Genomic DNA, 15,176 nt, shown 5'->3' on the forward strand with positions numbered 1-15,176 from the left:
TGATGGGATTACGATATCAGTTGAAGAGTATAAGAAAAGATAAAATGTGCATAATTTCCTTCTTTTTACCAATTGTTATGGCTATTTTAATAAATCTTGTTGGAACTATTGATATATCCTCAATAGGAGAGTTGCAATTTGGGACAATAAAAAACAACCTTTCTACACAAACAGAGCAATGGCTAAGTAGATATGGGTCAGTGAAACAATATAAAACTAAGAATCATTTAATAAGTGAAGTTAAAAACATTAAAACAAATACAATTGGGGTTATTAGTAATGGTGAGGGGATTCAAACTATACTTTATGGAAATGAGATTAATGCTATAAAAAATGTAGCAAAGATGTTACCTAAAATTTTTATACTAAAGGGAAATTTAGAAAATATTGAGGTTACAATACTACCTAAAGATAATGTGTTAAAAGAATTTCAAAATATTTTTATTGCTATGATTCTAATTACAGCTATGTTTATGGGATGTACTTTTAATGCAATGAATATCATATCTGAAAAAGAAGATGGAATTTCATTTATCAATGAAATCTTACCACAAACTAGGAGTCAATATATTATTCAGAAAATATTTATAGGTTTTCTATGTGGGTGTCTATCTTCAATTGTAACTGTATTTATATGTCTAAGGATTTCAATATTAGATATGGTAATGATGTTGTTACTTATCATATTTTCGACATTTATATCATCACTAATAGGTTTATTTATTGGTAAACTATCAGAAGGTCTTATGGTAGGGATTATTTATATTAAGCTAATAATGATTTTATTTATAGGGACTCCATTATTGGTATACATTTTAGGCGTTGATATTAGAGGAATAGGCAATTTATGTTATATAATGCCATCGATAGCAACATTTAAAGGAATTATGGAAATTATTGATGGAAATGTTACTGTTATAAAAGAAGTTGTAGTTTTAGTGGGACATTGTATTGTATGGTTTTTGCTGTATATGACTTTAGATAAGAAAAAAATCTATTTTTTAGTAGATAATTAAATCTAATTGCTTGATATACTTATATTATATGTTTATTATATGATTAAGATGGATAGATAATTTGATTATAAAGACTTATGATAAGTGAAAGTATCTTATTAAAATGATTTTTTATAATGATACTGTTCAAAAACTTCATGATTCCAATAATTAGAGTTGTTCAAGAATTAAGAATACTATAGAAAGGGATAATATATTATGAAAATGCCCAATAAGATTGAAAATATTATGCTCGCCCCTTGTGGTATGAATTGTAAAGTCTGTTATAAACATTGTTATTCAAAGAAACCTTGTCAGGGATGTTATGTAAGTGATTTGGGGAAACCAGAACATTGCAGAACGTGTAAGATAAAAGAGTGTGCAAAGATAGAAAAGATTACATATTGTTTTGAGTGTGAAAAATTTCCATGCAAATTGGTCAAAAACTTGGAAAAAAGCTACAATAAAAGATACGAAGAGAGCCTTATAAAAAATAGTCTTTTAGCGAAAGAGTCTGGAATAAGTACTTTTATGGAAGAAGAATTAAAAAAATGGACTTGTGTTTATTGTGGTGGAATTATTTCTTTACATGACTCTGAATGTTCTGAGTGTCATGCTAAAAAGGAATCAAAATAATAATAAACTTATTGGCATATTACTTTTCTCCGTTTCATTTAATCTTTGATGTAAATGAAACGGAGATTATAAAATTTGAACTAGGCTAATTAAAACTATCTTAGTGTATTACTATCTTAGTGTATTATGTATAAAAAACAAAATAGAAGAATTAAAATTATCCTAGGATATTATTTAGTTTCTTTAGTGCATTACTTAATTTCTATAGTATATTACTTAGTTTCCTTTGATTTAAAGATACCTTGTGCATAAAATTGCCTTGAGTAAGGAATAGATAAAGCAAAAAATGCAATTATTACGCCTGAAACAATAATCAAACTGTTAATAGATAATATATCAGCGAGTGGTCCAAAAAGTACCATCCCAAGAGGTATAAGACCAGTATATATAATAGTAGGTAAGCCCAATACACGACCTTGCATTTCTGGTACTACATGTTCTTGCAACATGGTCATAGCTGTTGCTTGAATAATTGGAATTGAAAAACTGGTAAAAAACATAAATATAAAAAATTGCCAAGCTTGTGTAACAGACCCCAAAATAATGGAAAAGATGGCGTAAGATAACATTGACAAGAAAAATGTCTTATTTCGATTTTTAAAGCCACCAAATATTCCTATAACTAATCCGCCTAAAACCATACCTGCAAAGCCAATCATTTCAATAATAGATAGATAAACATAGCCTTTACCAAATGTACGCTCAATCAATAATCCTATAAGAAAGCCTGATGGTACACAAAGAAAAATGAAAGCTCCATAAGTAAAAACTACTTTTCTAATAAATTTATCCGAAAAAGAGTATTTTATTCCAGATATCATGTCTGTTAAAAATGATACTTTTTCAGTCTGTTTTACTATATTATGTTTAGGGATTTTAATGAAGCAAAGTAATACAATAGCTATAATTGCAGTAATGATATCAATTAAAAGTACCTGAGATATTTTATTGCCTAGACCAAGAATCGCTGCAGCTACAACAGGAACTATAAATTGTACTATAGATTGAAGACTGCCATTTATACCATTAAAACGCATTAAGTGTTCTTCTGGTACAAGTTGAGGAATCATTGCATTTACAGCAGGTGTCTGTACACCACTTCCTAAAGAACGAATAATGGATACGACTGCAATTGCGATTAATTCATTTTCTCCTTTAATTCCTGACATCATAAGCAGAAGTAGTATCAGTGTAGAAGCAGCGATTATGGCATCAGATATAATGATGAGTATTTTTCGATTGTAGTAATCTGCCCATACTCCTGCAAAAAAAGATATTAGCATTTGTGGTATGAAGGAGCATACGGTTAAAATTGTTACCCATAGGCCTGATGATGTTTGAAGTGTGATATACCATATCATTGCCATCTGTACAAGTGATGAACCAAATAGGGAAATATATTGGCTCACTAAAAAGGTAATGATTTTTTTCTTCCATGTAAAATGAGTATTTTTGTTTTCCATTCTATTCCTCCTTTGATTTGTGTGTTTAATTTTTCTCGCTCTTAAGAATAACACACAAATCAAAGTATGGAGTTAGAGTGGAGGGTTAAGAAAATTGTTCTTTCATGCTTTGAAGATGAGATTTCATTGCTTTTGCGTTATATTCTGCCTCTTTCAATGAGGTTATCAATTTGTCACATACTGAGATGATTTCATCGTCATCTTTTGGAGTGTCAATAACAGTTTTAATATTAGCATTGGGATTACAAGACAAAGCATTTAACATTCTTAAAATAGCTGAAAGAGAATAGCTTGCACAACGTAATGAATTAATAATTTTAAGTCGTTTTATATCTTCATCAGTATATACACGATAACCATTTTGTTTTCTTTTTACTTTTAACAACCCGTTCATTTCCCAATTTCTTAAAGTGTCTATTGTGACATTTAGGTGTTCTGCGGTTTCTTTTCTAGTTAAAAATAACTTGTCTGTTTCATGTGTGTTTCCTTTTAAAATCTCTGTAACAATAGTGATTGCTTCTTCAGCATTTGATTTTTCTATTTCTAATTGTTGTAAGTAATGACTCACAAGACAAATAGCTTTGTCAAAATCTTTATTTGCTGATGTTCTGACAATCTCAACTGCATTTTTTCTCAATCCTCTTTGTGTAACTTCAATTTTTAAGGCTGTACGAGCAAATTTAAACTGCTCTATATGAAAATCGTTAAAGATACGGTAGCCATTAGGATTACGTTTAGGTTTAGGTATTAGTTCAAGTTCTTCATATAAACGTACTGTATTAGGATGTATACCAATTAAATCTGCTATTTCTGATGTCGTGTAGGTATTCATTTATATTCAACTCCTCTTGTATATATAGCATCAACAATAATATCACTAAACTAAAGTCTGGTGTTATAGTGGAGGGTTGTTATAATCATTCTATATACAACTATTCTATTATAGAAGTAAGTATATGTTTTTTAATAAACTGCCATCTATCACGAGGTTTAAAAACTATCTTAGATGGTATTGCTATCACCAAGTCATAATGTGGTATACAACAGATAGCATTTCCTCCAGCTCCCATTGCTGAGTACCAAAGAACTCCATCTTCTTCACATAGCCACCATAGATAACCATACTCATTGGAATTCATTTTAGTTGATTCTTCAATCCATGATTTAGATATAATACGTTTATTATTCCAAATACCATCATTTAAATACAGAGAACCAAATCGTAACATATCTCTGGCACTCAATGTAAGTCCCCAGCCACCTGTAGTATTACCTTGTCTATCTTTTGCCCAACCTTTAAGGTTTTTTCCAAACAAATCTTCAAAGCCAAAATCTTTTATATCATAATCTGGTATTTCTCTCATACCAATAGGTTTGAATAGATGTTCATTAGCAAATTCACGAGCACACTTTCCTGTGGTATTTGTAATAATAGCTGAAAGTAGATGAACTCCAGCTGAAGAATATTTGAAAGTTCCAATATTTTTGTTTTGACCAAGTTGATTTAGGGTGTATTTTACCCAATCTCGTTGCTTAGAAAGCCTCTCCAATGACTCAGTTGTATTTTTAAAAGGGTATGGTGCAGTCATTGTAAGCAAATGGCATATAGTTACTGCTTTTTTGTATATATCAGCAGGGCTACAATTATATTCAGGGAAAAAATCAACAACTTTTTGCTCAACATCCTTTATATAACCCTTGTCTATTGCGATACCAATTAAGGCTGATATGATACTTTTTGTGACAGATGCAACATGAAAAGTATCGTCAGCATTATAACCATTATAATATTTTTCAAAGACGATATTTCCTCTTCTTGCTATGATTATTGCGTTTATATTGCTATATTGTGAGATTATTAAAGGTTCAAGTTGTGAAAGTTTTTTTGAATCCATTCCAACACTTAAAGGGTCTATATTTTCAAATTTCAAATCTAAGCAGTAGTCTTTATCCATTATAAATACCTCCCTGTTATAGACTTTGAGTTTTCTTTTAGTTGTTGAGGAGAACCCTCTGCAATGATATATCCGCCTTTGTCTCCACCTTCTGGACCAAGTTCAATAATCCAATCACAAGTATTTAGAACTTCTATATCATGTTCAACAACAATTACAGAATTTCCATTTTCGACTAGTTCATCCAACAATTGAATTAGTTTAGCAGTATCATATAAACTTAAACCAGTAGTGGGTTCATCCAATACATAGAGAATATTGCCTTTTCGCTTTTTGCCAATCTCTTTTGCAAGCTTGATTCTTTGAGATTCGCCACCACTTAAAGTAGGGGTAGGTTGACCTAGCTTTATATAACCCATACCGATTTGTTCTAGTACTTTTAAGTGTGAAACAATATTTGGAGTATCTTCGAAAAAACTAACAGCTTCGGATACACTCATATTTAGGACATCATAGATATTTTTATTCTTATATTTAATGGATAGGGATTCATCATTAAATCTTTTTCCATGACACTCATTACATATACTGTCCATACTTAAATTATTTCCCAACCAGATTTTTTCATATCCGCTACCACTACATTTAGAACAAGCACCCTTTGAATTGAATGAAAAATGTCCAGCAGTGAAATTTTGTTTTATTGATTCTGGTTGACCTGCAAATAAAACACGTATCTTATCCCATATACCAATATAAGATGCAGGTGTTGAGTTCATATTTCTACCAATAGGAGTTTGAGATATTTCTGAATATCCAGAGATATATTGTGTACCACTTAATTTATCTGCAATAGTTTCTACAATTGCATAATCATCCTCATCACTTACTTCATTTTCCTTAATAGTCGCTTTATTATTATTTGGTTGATTATTGAAGTAACTTCTAAGAAGAGGTAGCAATGTATCTGATATAAGGGAACTTTTTCCACTGCCAGATTTTCCAGCTATTCCAATCATAGCACCTAAAGGTAATGATGCAGTAACGTTTTTAAGATTATTCGTACTTGCATTTTGAACAACTATACAAGGCATTTTTTCAATATCCGTAATATTTTTAGATGCTGTTCTAGTAGGCATGGAGTATTTTCCTGATATATATTGTCCAGTAATTGACTCATTTGATTTAAGCAGACCTTCTAAATCGCCTTGATATATTAACTGTCCACCTTCAACACCAGCTTTTGGCCCTATATCAATAATATGTTCTGCCATATTAATTGTATTTTTATCGTGTTCAACTACAATGACAGTGTTACCTAAATCTTTTAAATCTTTAATGGATTTTAGAATATCGATTTTTTCAGATTCATGTAATCCCGCAGTTGGTTCGTCAAGTACGTAAATTAATGAATCCATCTCTGAATCAAGGTGAGAATTTAAAAATAGTCTTTGTATTTCTCCACCACTTAAAGTTGACATCTCTCTGTACAAGGACAGATGACCTAGTCTTGATTTTATTAGATTGTTTGTCTTAATCAAAATATCATTTATTAATTTTTTGCCTAGAGTAGTTAGTTTGTTTTGATTTAATAAGGATTTTAGGAATTCATGAACTTCTAAAATGCTCATTTTTCCAAGTTCGCCAATATGCTTTCCATTTAATAAAACTTGGCGTGCTTCTTCACCAATTTTAAAACCATTGCACTCAGAACAAGTAGTCATGCTATAAATACCATTTAAGTCTTCACCTCTTTGGTGACGACCATGAAGTACTTTTGCTAAACAAGAACTTCGTTTTCCATTTTCATAATGGCCATAGAGTACCTCGTTTTGTACTTCCTCAGGCAATTGTAAGAATGGTATCTCTAAATAATCTTTGAACTTTTTAGATAGAACTCTCAAATATCCTGGTGTAATTTGGGCTCTATCTAAAACTTTTTTTAGGGTAGTGTGCTTATCCAAGATAAGTTTTTCAATATTAATTTCAAAGTATGCTCCACGTCCAGAACACTTTACACACATTCCATCTGAAGATGTATATGAAAAATAACTTGGTCTTAATCGTTCTTCTTTATTACCACAATTATTACAAATAAGATTATTGTCTACAGGAGTGTTACACGCAGAACATAGTACTTGTCCTTCTCCTGCATATAATAGTGTAAGCATACTAATAATATTGGTTCTAGTACCTACTGTTGAACGAGGATTACTCTGACGAATGATATTTTGTTTAACAGCTATAGTAGGAGCTAATCCTTGAATGTTATCGAATTTATTCTCATTATCAATGCCTGAAAGTATGCCTAAGGACTGTAAGTACTGTTTACGCCCTTCCTCAAATACAATATCAAACATAAGACTGGACTTACCTGAACCACTGACACCTGTTGCAACTACAAGCTTATTTTTGGGGATAGAGATATCTATATTTTTTAGGTTATGAATTTTTGCTCCTTTAATTTTTATTTCTTTCATTAATTCACCTCATTTTATTAATTTTATCAAACTATAAAATTGGGATGTTTTAATCCTTAATATAAGAAGAGGTTAAGCGAAATCATAGTATTAAAAAGGCTCTATAGGTAAATATATATCAACTATATGTTTATTTTGTGGGTGAGTATTTGGGTCATTAAGGTATACTTCAAAAGGGAAAGAATTACGTAATTTATGCTCATCATTTGATAGCCATTCATTATACATAAAATCCCAAGCATCACTATATTCATTTTGAAAAATACTAAAATGCCCCACAAGATATTTACCAGAAGGTATTGTCATATTACCAAGGTCGCTATTTTCTTTGACAACAATATTATTTGGAATTGTCATACAAATACTAGTCCTCAAATGATGTTCTTGTGTAAATTGAGGATTATCATGATAAATAGCTAATATATTTGTCTTTTCAAGTTCAACTAGATTCTGCTCATTTGCATATTCAAAGAGTTTTTCTACAATCTTTGGAAAATGACTAGCTAAATTTCCATATGACCCAGTGTATCTAATATAAGCTGTATTTACATTATCAAGTTCTAAGATTTCAATTTCTCCTTTAACCTCTCTATTATTTTTAGATTTAAGTTTTGATATGTATCTATTATACTGAGAAATTTTATATGGTTCTTTGCAATTCTTGCTATAATTATTTCTATATTTTATAGGGCTTATCTTATAGTAATTTTTGAATGCTCGTGAAAAAACCGCGGAATCAGTAAAACCAAAATAATGTGCAATATCAGTAATTGTCATGTCAGTACGATGAATAAGAAAAGACGTGGCTCCTTCTAGTTTTAACCTACTTACATACTGTGATAATGTTTCTTTTTCTATCGCTTTGAAAATCCTATGAAAATGAAACTTTGAAAAACCTGCTATATTAGAGAGCTCTTCAAGAGAAAGAGAATCATACAAATGCTCTTCTATATAGTCCTGTACTTTGCAAATACTACGTAAGTATTCTTTTTTACTTTGGGAATCAGTCATAAGTATACCTCCTTATTACAAAAATATATATTTTAAATATCCTTATTTATAGTAAATAAAGCGTTGAGTATGTGAGATTTAAAGTAAACAAAATGTTAAATAGATTTTTTATTAGGAATTTTTCTTATATATAATAACAATTTATATTATAAGAGAATTAGTATCTTACTTTGTAACACTTAGTATAACATAATGATATATTTTTCGATTGTATATTTGGTTATATATTTATATAAAGTTAGAGACTATAACATGGACAAAAACTTAATATCTAGTATGGCTGTAAATTTTGATACTGAGAACTATATATCAATTTTAAGAAAATATTTATAAACCAAGAAAATATTTATATTAAAAAAATTATTAAATTTATTGTTTAAATAAAAAAGTTAAATCTCATCTATTAACATAATGCCTTTAAAACTTTAAAATGAAAAATATAGAAGAATGATTTTTAATAAAATATAATCATCTAATAAATTATTAAGAAATACAAAAATATTTACAAACAACTATTTATTTGAATTGGGGGAATAAGAATATGAACAATGGTTTTTATCAATTAAATTCAGCAGTATTATATTTTAACGAGCGAAGTGATGTAAATAAAATAAGGTTTAATCACTATATAATGAGAAAAGAAAATATACAAAGATTAAAGGGAACTTTACCAAGGGGACAGTTTCAGATGACCGTAAGAAAGGCTGCATCTGACCTTGATTTATCAATATCTACAATAAGTAGGCTTGTAAATGAGTTTATAGATTTAGGAATATTGAGACTAATAAGTCGAGGAGTGAAGGGAAATTGTTGCTCTGTATATAGTTATATATGTTCTGAAAGTAGTGATACAGGTGTAATAAAGAAACGTAGAAGTTTTTTTGAAGATATCTTGGAAAATATTAATGAAACAAATAATAGTAGCCAAAAGGTATCAAAATATGAATATAAGTATAAGAAAGATAAAGTCAGTGATATCAATATGTACAGTTATATGGATAAAGAGTATAGAACATGGGGTTATGACCCAGAACTTCATACTGTAGATGAAACAGAAGATGTAACAAAGAAAAAAGAATTATTAAAAAAAAATTTAAAAAAAGAGTTATTAAAAAAGAGTTATTAAAAAAGAATTCCAAGAAAAATACTGATGTGGAAGAGGATGACTATTATATAGAAAGTATTTATGAAAATATTATAAAAAAATTAAATAAAGAATCAGGGGAAAGTTTTAGGTTTGATTCAGAAACAGCCAACAAACTTATAGCTGAAAGAAGAAAAGAAGGTCACAGATTAGAAGATTTTTATAAAGTTATAGAATCAAGAGTTAAGAACTGGAAGGATACTCCTATGCTAGTGGATATAAAACCAGAGACTCTGTTTGGTCAAGAATTCAAGACTTATTTAAATGAAAAGTGATTATAATGGTGAAGAGATATACTAGAATAGATATTACAAAAAATCTAAAATTCAGATATAGTTTATGTTCAGATATGTTATATGTATAGAAAATAGGATTGTTAGTATTAAATAGAATTGTTAGTATTAAATAGAATTGTTAATATTAAATAGGATTCTTAGTGTTATTGATAATAAAAAATATTACTGGAATTTTTAAAATTCCAGTAATATAAAATAAGAAACTTTTTATAAACTGTATAATTAGAACCATATACTATATTGTATCAACTTCATATTCTAATATTTTTCCAGTGATTGCACTGATTGTTATATCATATTCGTTGCTTCCTTTTATTATTTCGCCTTCATATTCTTTATCATCTTCATCGTATTCAAATTTTACTATTTTACCACCAGGTACTTTATTTAGCATTATTGACTTAGCTTTTTCAATGCTAATTATAGATTTATTGTTATTAGCATTAGAATCACTATTATTTTGATTATTATCAGAATCATCATAATCATTATCATCAGAATCGTCATCCATATCAATATCTATAATTCTTCCATCAAATGCATTTATTTCTATTTCATATGTTTTATTATCTTTTACAACTTTAGCCTCATATTCATTATCGTCAGCATCATATTTACAGTACATTAAATTACCATTAGGAATAGCATCTAGGATTATAGATTTAGCTTTATCTAAAGATATATTTTTTACATTTAAGTTATCGTTATTTATATCATCATCTTTTTCAATTTCTATTATTTTACCAGAGTATGCATCTATTTCTACTTCATATACAATATTATCCTTTATAACCTTACTGTCGTATTTGTTATCATCGTGGTCGTAGTAACAAACTAAAACATTACTTCCTGGAACAGCTTGCTTTAATATTTCTTTAGCTTCAATTAAAGATATTTTTTTAGTTTTATTTCTTATATCGACATCTTTTAGTTTTAAGATATCCTCAAAGGCTTTTTGGTTATCACCTCCGCCAACTTGTGTTACTTCTTTTATGTCTTTATTTTTAATAAAATCTTTTTGGCTGTTTGCAAGAGTACCATTAGATATTATTACAGGAGAATTTTCTTTGGCTGCCAATACTCCTATTGATAATGCGTCTACTAGTGCATTTTCTTTGTTCATACCATCTTTAGTAACAAATACATTTTTTATGCTTTTGTTTTTATAAAATTGCTCAATAATTTTGGCATTAGTATTGTTTCTATCTGAACCACTGATTCTCTCTTTATTTGGATATTTTTTTACTGTATTGTCTGATAAAATCTTATTTCCTCCAACTATATAAGATTTTTTTATAGACCTATTATTTAAGAAATTTATACTGCTATTATTGCTGTTTTCCTCAGATACTAGTATTATAGGCATATTATGTATTGCTGATGGAGAAGCTATGCTAACTGCATCAGATAACCCCTTTAATCCATTTACAACTGCTACATTTTCTACTTTTTTTATCTTATCTATTTCTTTAAGTACATTTGTAGACATTTCATAGATATTATTTCCTACTATTTTATTTACTTTTATGTTAAGTGATTTTATTTCATTTTCTACTTTATTGGATATACTATTTCCACTGTCCACTATATATACATTATCTACTCCAAGTCTTTTAAGTTCAGTTTTAGTTGAACTTTCTATGCTATTATTATTTACTAAAAGTATAGGAGCATTTTTTAATTTAGCAAAAGGATTTGCACAAAGTGCGCTTTGAATAGAGTTACCATTGACTATAATTGCTGTTTTTGATTGAACCCACCCTACTTTACTCACTTCTACAGCCGTTTCATATCTTGTTTTACCTATTAATCTTTCTTGTTTTGTTAAGTTGTTTGCAAATATTACTGAAGAGCTAGAAAAAAACAGCATACCTGCCACTAATATAGCTAAGTTTTTCTTATTCATATTTTTTACCTCACAATCCTTATATTTTCTTATTTAGTATGAACTAGTAAAATATAATCTTAAAATCAAGTTACTATTAAATGTAACATTTTAAAAATAACAGATAAGATTATTCAATATAAAGTTTTTATTTTCTTATTTAACATTGTATCATAAATACTTGGGAAAATGTTTCTAACCTTGAATATATGTAAATCAGTATGGATTACTTTTATCATTTGATAAATAGGTTTTGCCCATTGTTTAATATGTTCTAAAACAGGTAAAAAGCTTATTCCTAAATCTGTTAGGGAATATTCTACTTTGGGTGAAATTTCTTGATAAATTTTCATAGTATTTAATTAAAAAATAAAAAAAACTATTGACTTGAAGTTAACTCTAAGTAGTAAAGTATAATTATAGAAAGTTTATAAGTATTTAAAAGAATAAGTTAAAGTAGAGAATACTTAAAGGGGGAAGCAGGACAATGGAACAAAAAAAATTAGGATTTGGATTAATGCGTTTACCAGTAAAAGATGAAAATGATGCTACAAGTATTGATATGGATTACTTAAATAAGATGGTTGATACTTTTTTAGAGAGAGGATTTACATATTTTGATACAGCATATGTATACCATATGGGTAAAAGTGAAATAGCACTTAGAGAATCTCTAGTAAAGAGACATAAAAGAGAAAGTTTTACTGTAGCTACAAAACTGCCACTAATGGCTTTGAAAGCAAAAGAAGAGCAGGAACCTATTTTTAATGAACAGTTAGAAAAATGTGGTGTAGATTATTTTGATTATTATCTTTTACATAATATAGGTGTATCACATTATGAGGTAGCCAAGAAATTTGACAGCTTTAAGTTTATTGAAGAAAAGAAAAAAGAAGGAAAAATAAAAAATATTGGTTTTTCTTTTCATGATAGTGCAGAACTATTAGACAAAGTATTGAATGAACATCCAGAAGTAGATTTTGTTCAGTTACAGATTAACTATTTGGATTGGGATAATGAAAGCATACAATCTAGAAAATGTTATGAAGTAGCAACAAAACACAATAAACCTGTTATCGTTATGGAACCAGTAAAAGGTGGTACACTAGCAAAAATACCAGAAAGAGCCGAAAAATTATTTAATGATTACAATCCAGATATGTCAGTGCCATCATGGGCAATTCGTTTTGCAGCAAGTAAAGATAATGTCATGATGGTTTTAAGTGGAATGTCAAATATGGAACAACTATTAGATAACACAGGATATATGCAAAATTTTGAACCATTTGTACAGAAAGAATATGATGTTATAGATGAAGCAGTAGAAATTATAAATGAAGCAATTGCAGTTCCATGTACTGCTTGCCAATATTGTGTAGAAGGATGTCCAAAAAATATTGCTATTCCAAACTATTTTGCTTTATACAATGCAGAAAAGCAAGCTCTTAATACTGGATTTTCAACACAAATGGTTTACTATAATAACTACACTAAAACTTATGGAAAAGCGTCAGATTGTATTGGATGTAAACAGTGTGAGAAAAATTGTCCACAACACATTAAAATTGTAGACTCTTTAAAGAATGTAGCAGAAATATTTGAAAAATAATTGTTACCATAAAATAATTAATGTTATACGGAAAAATTGAAGTTAATGAAATATAAGTAAAATAATTAATGATATATAGAAAAGTTGAAATTGATGAAATGTCAGTCAAACTGTTTAATCGAATTTTAAATTATACACTATCAAGAAAGGAGGAGGATTTGTGTGACAATTTCAGAAGTGAGTAAAAAATACGAACTTTCAGCAGATACTTTACGATATTATGAACGAATTGGCTTAATACCACCTGTAAGTAGAAACAAAAGTGGAATTAGGTCTTTTACAGAAAAAGATTGTGAGTGGGTTAATTTCATCAAATGTATGAGAAGTGCAGGGCTTTCCATTGAGACATTGATTGAGTATGTAACTATGTTTCAAAAAGGGAATGAAACTATAAAAGCGAGAAAAGACCTTTTAATAGAACAACGAAATCAGCTTTCTAGAAGAATAGAAGATATGCAGAAAACTTTAGAACGATTAAATAGTAAGATTGATGGATATGAAGATAAAGTTATTGAAAAAGAAAAAACATTAAAGAATAATAGTGAGAGTCAAAGAACGGAGGTATTGTCTTATGAATAAAAGTGTACTTGTACTGTCTGCAAGCCCTAGAAAAGGTGGGAATTCTGATTTACTATGTGACCAATTTATGCAAGGGGCATTGGAATCTAAAAATCAAGTAGAAAAAATATTTTTGAAAGATAAGGAAGTTAATTATTGTGTAGGATGCGGAGTCTGTTATGAGAAAGGTGGAAGTTGCCCACAAAAAGATGACATGGAAGAAATTCTTGAAAAAATGATTAAAGCAGATGTTATTGTTTTGGCAACTCCAGTTTATTTTTATACTATGAATGCACAAATGAAAACTATGATTGATAGAACCTGTTCGAGATACACTGAAATTTCTGGAAAAGAGTTTTATTTCATTGTTGCCGCAGCAGACAATAGTGAGCAAGCTATGGAAAGAACATTAGAAGGATTCAGAGGATTTACATCATGTCTAAACGGTGCTAAGGAAAAAGGTATAGTTTATGGCGTAGGAGCTTGGCATGTAGGTGATATTAAAGAAAGTGTAGCAATGAAACAGGCATATGAAATGGGTAAGTCAGTGTAGGTAAGAGGTATTTTTAAGAGCGTTAGATTCTCTAAATTTTATTGATGGAGTGACTCCAGAATAATCTAGATAAAATAAATAGTAGACTAAGAGTATTCTACCATTTAGAGGCTGTAAGTAGATTTGTGTAAAACAAATTTACTTACAGTTTTTTGTTGTATATAATTGCTAGATTTGAAAATTAGTTTTTTCATCTAATTTAATTTATATAATATCATTTTGAGTTGTATCAAGTCTGTAATCAGTCATATCAAGCTTATTGTCAATTATATCAAGTCTGTTGCTAATTTTAATACTATTATCTAATTTTAATAATATTTCTAAAGATTTTTCATCTATAACATCAGTCCTCATATTTTATTATCATATCATAAATATAAGTACTAACTTTTAATAAACTAACTAATAATTTTATAAAATAAGTAAATTATAAATGATTTATAAATTAAATGTAAATAAAAATATGGACAAAATATAAACAGTTTATAAACAAATCAACTACTGATAAGATGAATTTTAATGCTAGTATAGGAGTTACAGGAAATGTGTGACTATGAGAAGATAAAATCTATCAGCTTATTTGGCATACAATATTGAATCTATTTAGTATATTTTATATGATTTCACAGATTAATTTTTTAGTAGTAATAA

General features: G+C 28.7%; 15 protein-coding genes. 7 read left to right on the forward strand and 8 right to left on the reverse strand.

Translation table 11 applies throughout. The features are described from left to right. Positions 1-2 precede the first annotated feature (2 nt). Positions 3-1,016, forward strand: a complete 1,014-nt coding sequence (locus KGF46_RS15650; protein ID WP_413894738.1) for an ABC transporter permease — start codon at positions 3-5, stop codon at positions 1,014-1,016. Positions 1,017-1,214: 198 nt separating this feature from the next. Beyond that, entirely contained in the window at positions 1,215-1,631 is a 417-nt protein-coding gene (locus KGF46_RS15655) for a DUF3795 domain-containing protein (protein ID WP_227828363.1), read from the forward strand. Positions 1,632-1,843: 212 nt separating this feature from the next. Here KGF46_RS15655 and KGF46_RS15660 read toward each other — a convergent pair whose 3' ends face one another. The 5 genes from KGF46_RS15660 to KGF46_RS15680 form a co-directional block, all read right to left on the reverse strand. Beyond that, complete coding sequence (locus KGF46_RS15660; RefSeq protein WP_227828364.1) at positions 1,844-3,094, reverse strand: MFS transporter; 1,251 nt, start codon at positions 3,092-3,094, stop codon at positions 1,844-1,846. Between the two features lie 85 nt (positions 3,095-3,179). Beyond that, positions 3,180-3,926: a MerR family transcriptional regulator gene (locus KGF46_RS15665; protein ID WP_227828365.1), complete on the reverse strand. Its 747-nt coding sequence runs from the start codon at positions 3,924-3,926 to the stop codon at positions 3,180-3,182. Positions 3,927-4,026: 100 nt separating this feature from the next. After that, the gene (locus tag KGF46_RS15670; RefSeq protein ID WP_227842388.1) at positions 4,027-5,049 is read right to left on the reverse strand and encodes a serine hydrolase domain-containing protein; all 1,023 of its coding nucleotides are present in this window, start codon (positions 5,047-5,049) and stop codon (positions 4,027-4,029) included. After that, positions 5,049-7,469 carry an excinuclease ABC subunit UvrA gene (locus KGF46_RS15675; RefSeq protein WP_227850506.1) on the reverse strand — a complete coding sequence of 807 codons (2,421 nt, stop codon included), beginning with the start codon at positions 7,467-7,469 and terminating at the stop codon, positions 5,049-5,051. Before KGF46_RS15675 ends, KGF46_RS15670 begins: the two co-directional genes overlap by 1 nt. Positions 7,470-7,559: 90 nt before the next feature. Then, positions 7,560-8,480 carry a GyrI-like domain-containing protein gene (locus KGF46_RS15680; protein ID WP_227828368.1) on the reverse strand — a complete coding sequence of 307 codons (921 nt, stop codon included), beginning with the start codon at positions 8,478-8,480 and terminating at the stop codon, positions 7,560-7,562. Between the two features lie 541 nt (positions 8,481-9,021). Between KGF46_RS15680 and KGF46_RS15685 the strand changes: the two genes are divergently transcribed. Further along, positions 9,022-9,606, forward strand: coding sequence for a hypothetical protein (locus KGF46_RS15685; RefSeq protein WP_227862154.1), 585 nt, complete (start codon positions 9,022-9,024; stop codon positions 9,604-9,606). Between the two features lie 26 nt (positions 9,607-9,632). Continuing rightward, positions 9,633-9,899, forward strand: coding sequence for a conserved phage C-terminal domain-containing protein (locus KGF46_RS15690; RefSeq protein WP_227856921.1), 267 nt, complete (start codon positions 9,633-9,635; stop codon positions 9,897-9,899). Between the two features lie 256 nt (positions 9,900-10,155). On the opposite strand, the gene KGF46_RS15695 is transcribed toward KGF46_RS15690, so the two are convergent. Together KGF46_RS15695 and KGF46_RS15700 are read right to left on the reverse strand one after the other, a co-directional pair. Further along, positions 10,156-11,826: a cell wall-binding repeat-containing protein gene (locus KGF46_RS15695; RefSeq protein WP_227861324.1), complete on the reverse strand. Its 1,671-nt coding sequence runs from the start codon at positions 11,824-11,826 to the stop codon at positions 10,156-10,158. A 113-nt stretch (positions 11,827-11,939) separates the two neighbouring features. Further along, the gene (locus tag KGF46_RS15700) at positions 11,940-12,158 is read right to left on the reverse strand and encodes a winged helix-turn-helix transcriptional regulator (protein WP_227828371.1); all 219 of its coding nucleotides are present in this window, start codon (positions 12,156-12,158) and stop codon (positions 11,940-11,942) included. A gap of 134 nt (positions 12,159-12,292) precedes the next feature. On the opposite strand from KGF46_RS15700, the gene KGF46_RS15705 reads away from it, so the two are divergent. The 3 genes from KGF46_RS15705 (at position 12,293) to KGF46_RS15715 (ending at position 14,525) form a co-directional block, all read left to right on the forward strand. Beyond that, the gene (locus KGF46_RS15705; RefSeq protein ID WP_227850503.1) at positions 12,293-13,414 is read left to right on the forward strand and encodes an aldo/keto reductase; all 1,122 of its coding nucleotides are present in this window, start codon (positions 12,293-12,295) and stop codon (positions 13,412-13,414) included. A gap of 162 nt (positions 13,415-13,576) precedes the next feature. Beyond that, complete coding sequence (locus KGF46_RS15710) at positions 13,577-13,993, forward strand: MerR family transcriptional regulator (RefSeq protein WP_227828373.1); 417 nt, start codon at positions 13,577-13,579, stop codon at positions 13,991-13,993. Then, positions 13,986-14,525 carry a flavodoxin family protein gene (locus tag KGF46_RS15715; protein WP_227828374.1) on the forward strand — a complete coding sequence of 180 codons (540 nt, stop codon included), beginning with the start codon at positions 13,986-13,988 and terminating at the stop codon, positions 14,523-14,525. Before KGF46_RS15710 ends, KGF46_RS15715 begins: the two co-directional genes overlap by 8 nt. 204 nt (positions 14,526-14,729) lie before the next feature. On the opposite strand, the gene KGF46_RS15720 is transcribed toward KGF46_RS15715, so the two are convergent. Next, positions 14,730-14,879, reverse strand: a complete 150-nt coding sequence (locus KGF46_RS15720; protein ID WP_227828375.1) for a hypothetical protein — start codon at positions 14,877-14,879, stop codon at positions 14,730-14,732. Between the last annotated feature and the right edge of the window lie 297 nt (positions 14,880-15,176).

It is taken from the genome of Clostridioides sp. ZZV14-6153 (genome assembly GCF_020657855.1).
GTDB lineage: Bacteria > Bacillota > Clostridia > Peptostreptococcales > Peptostreptococcaceae > Clostridioides.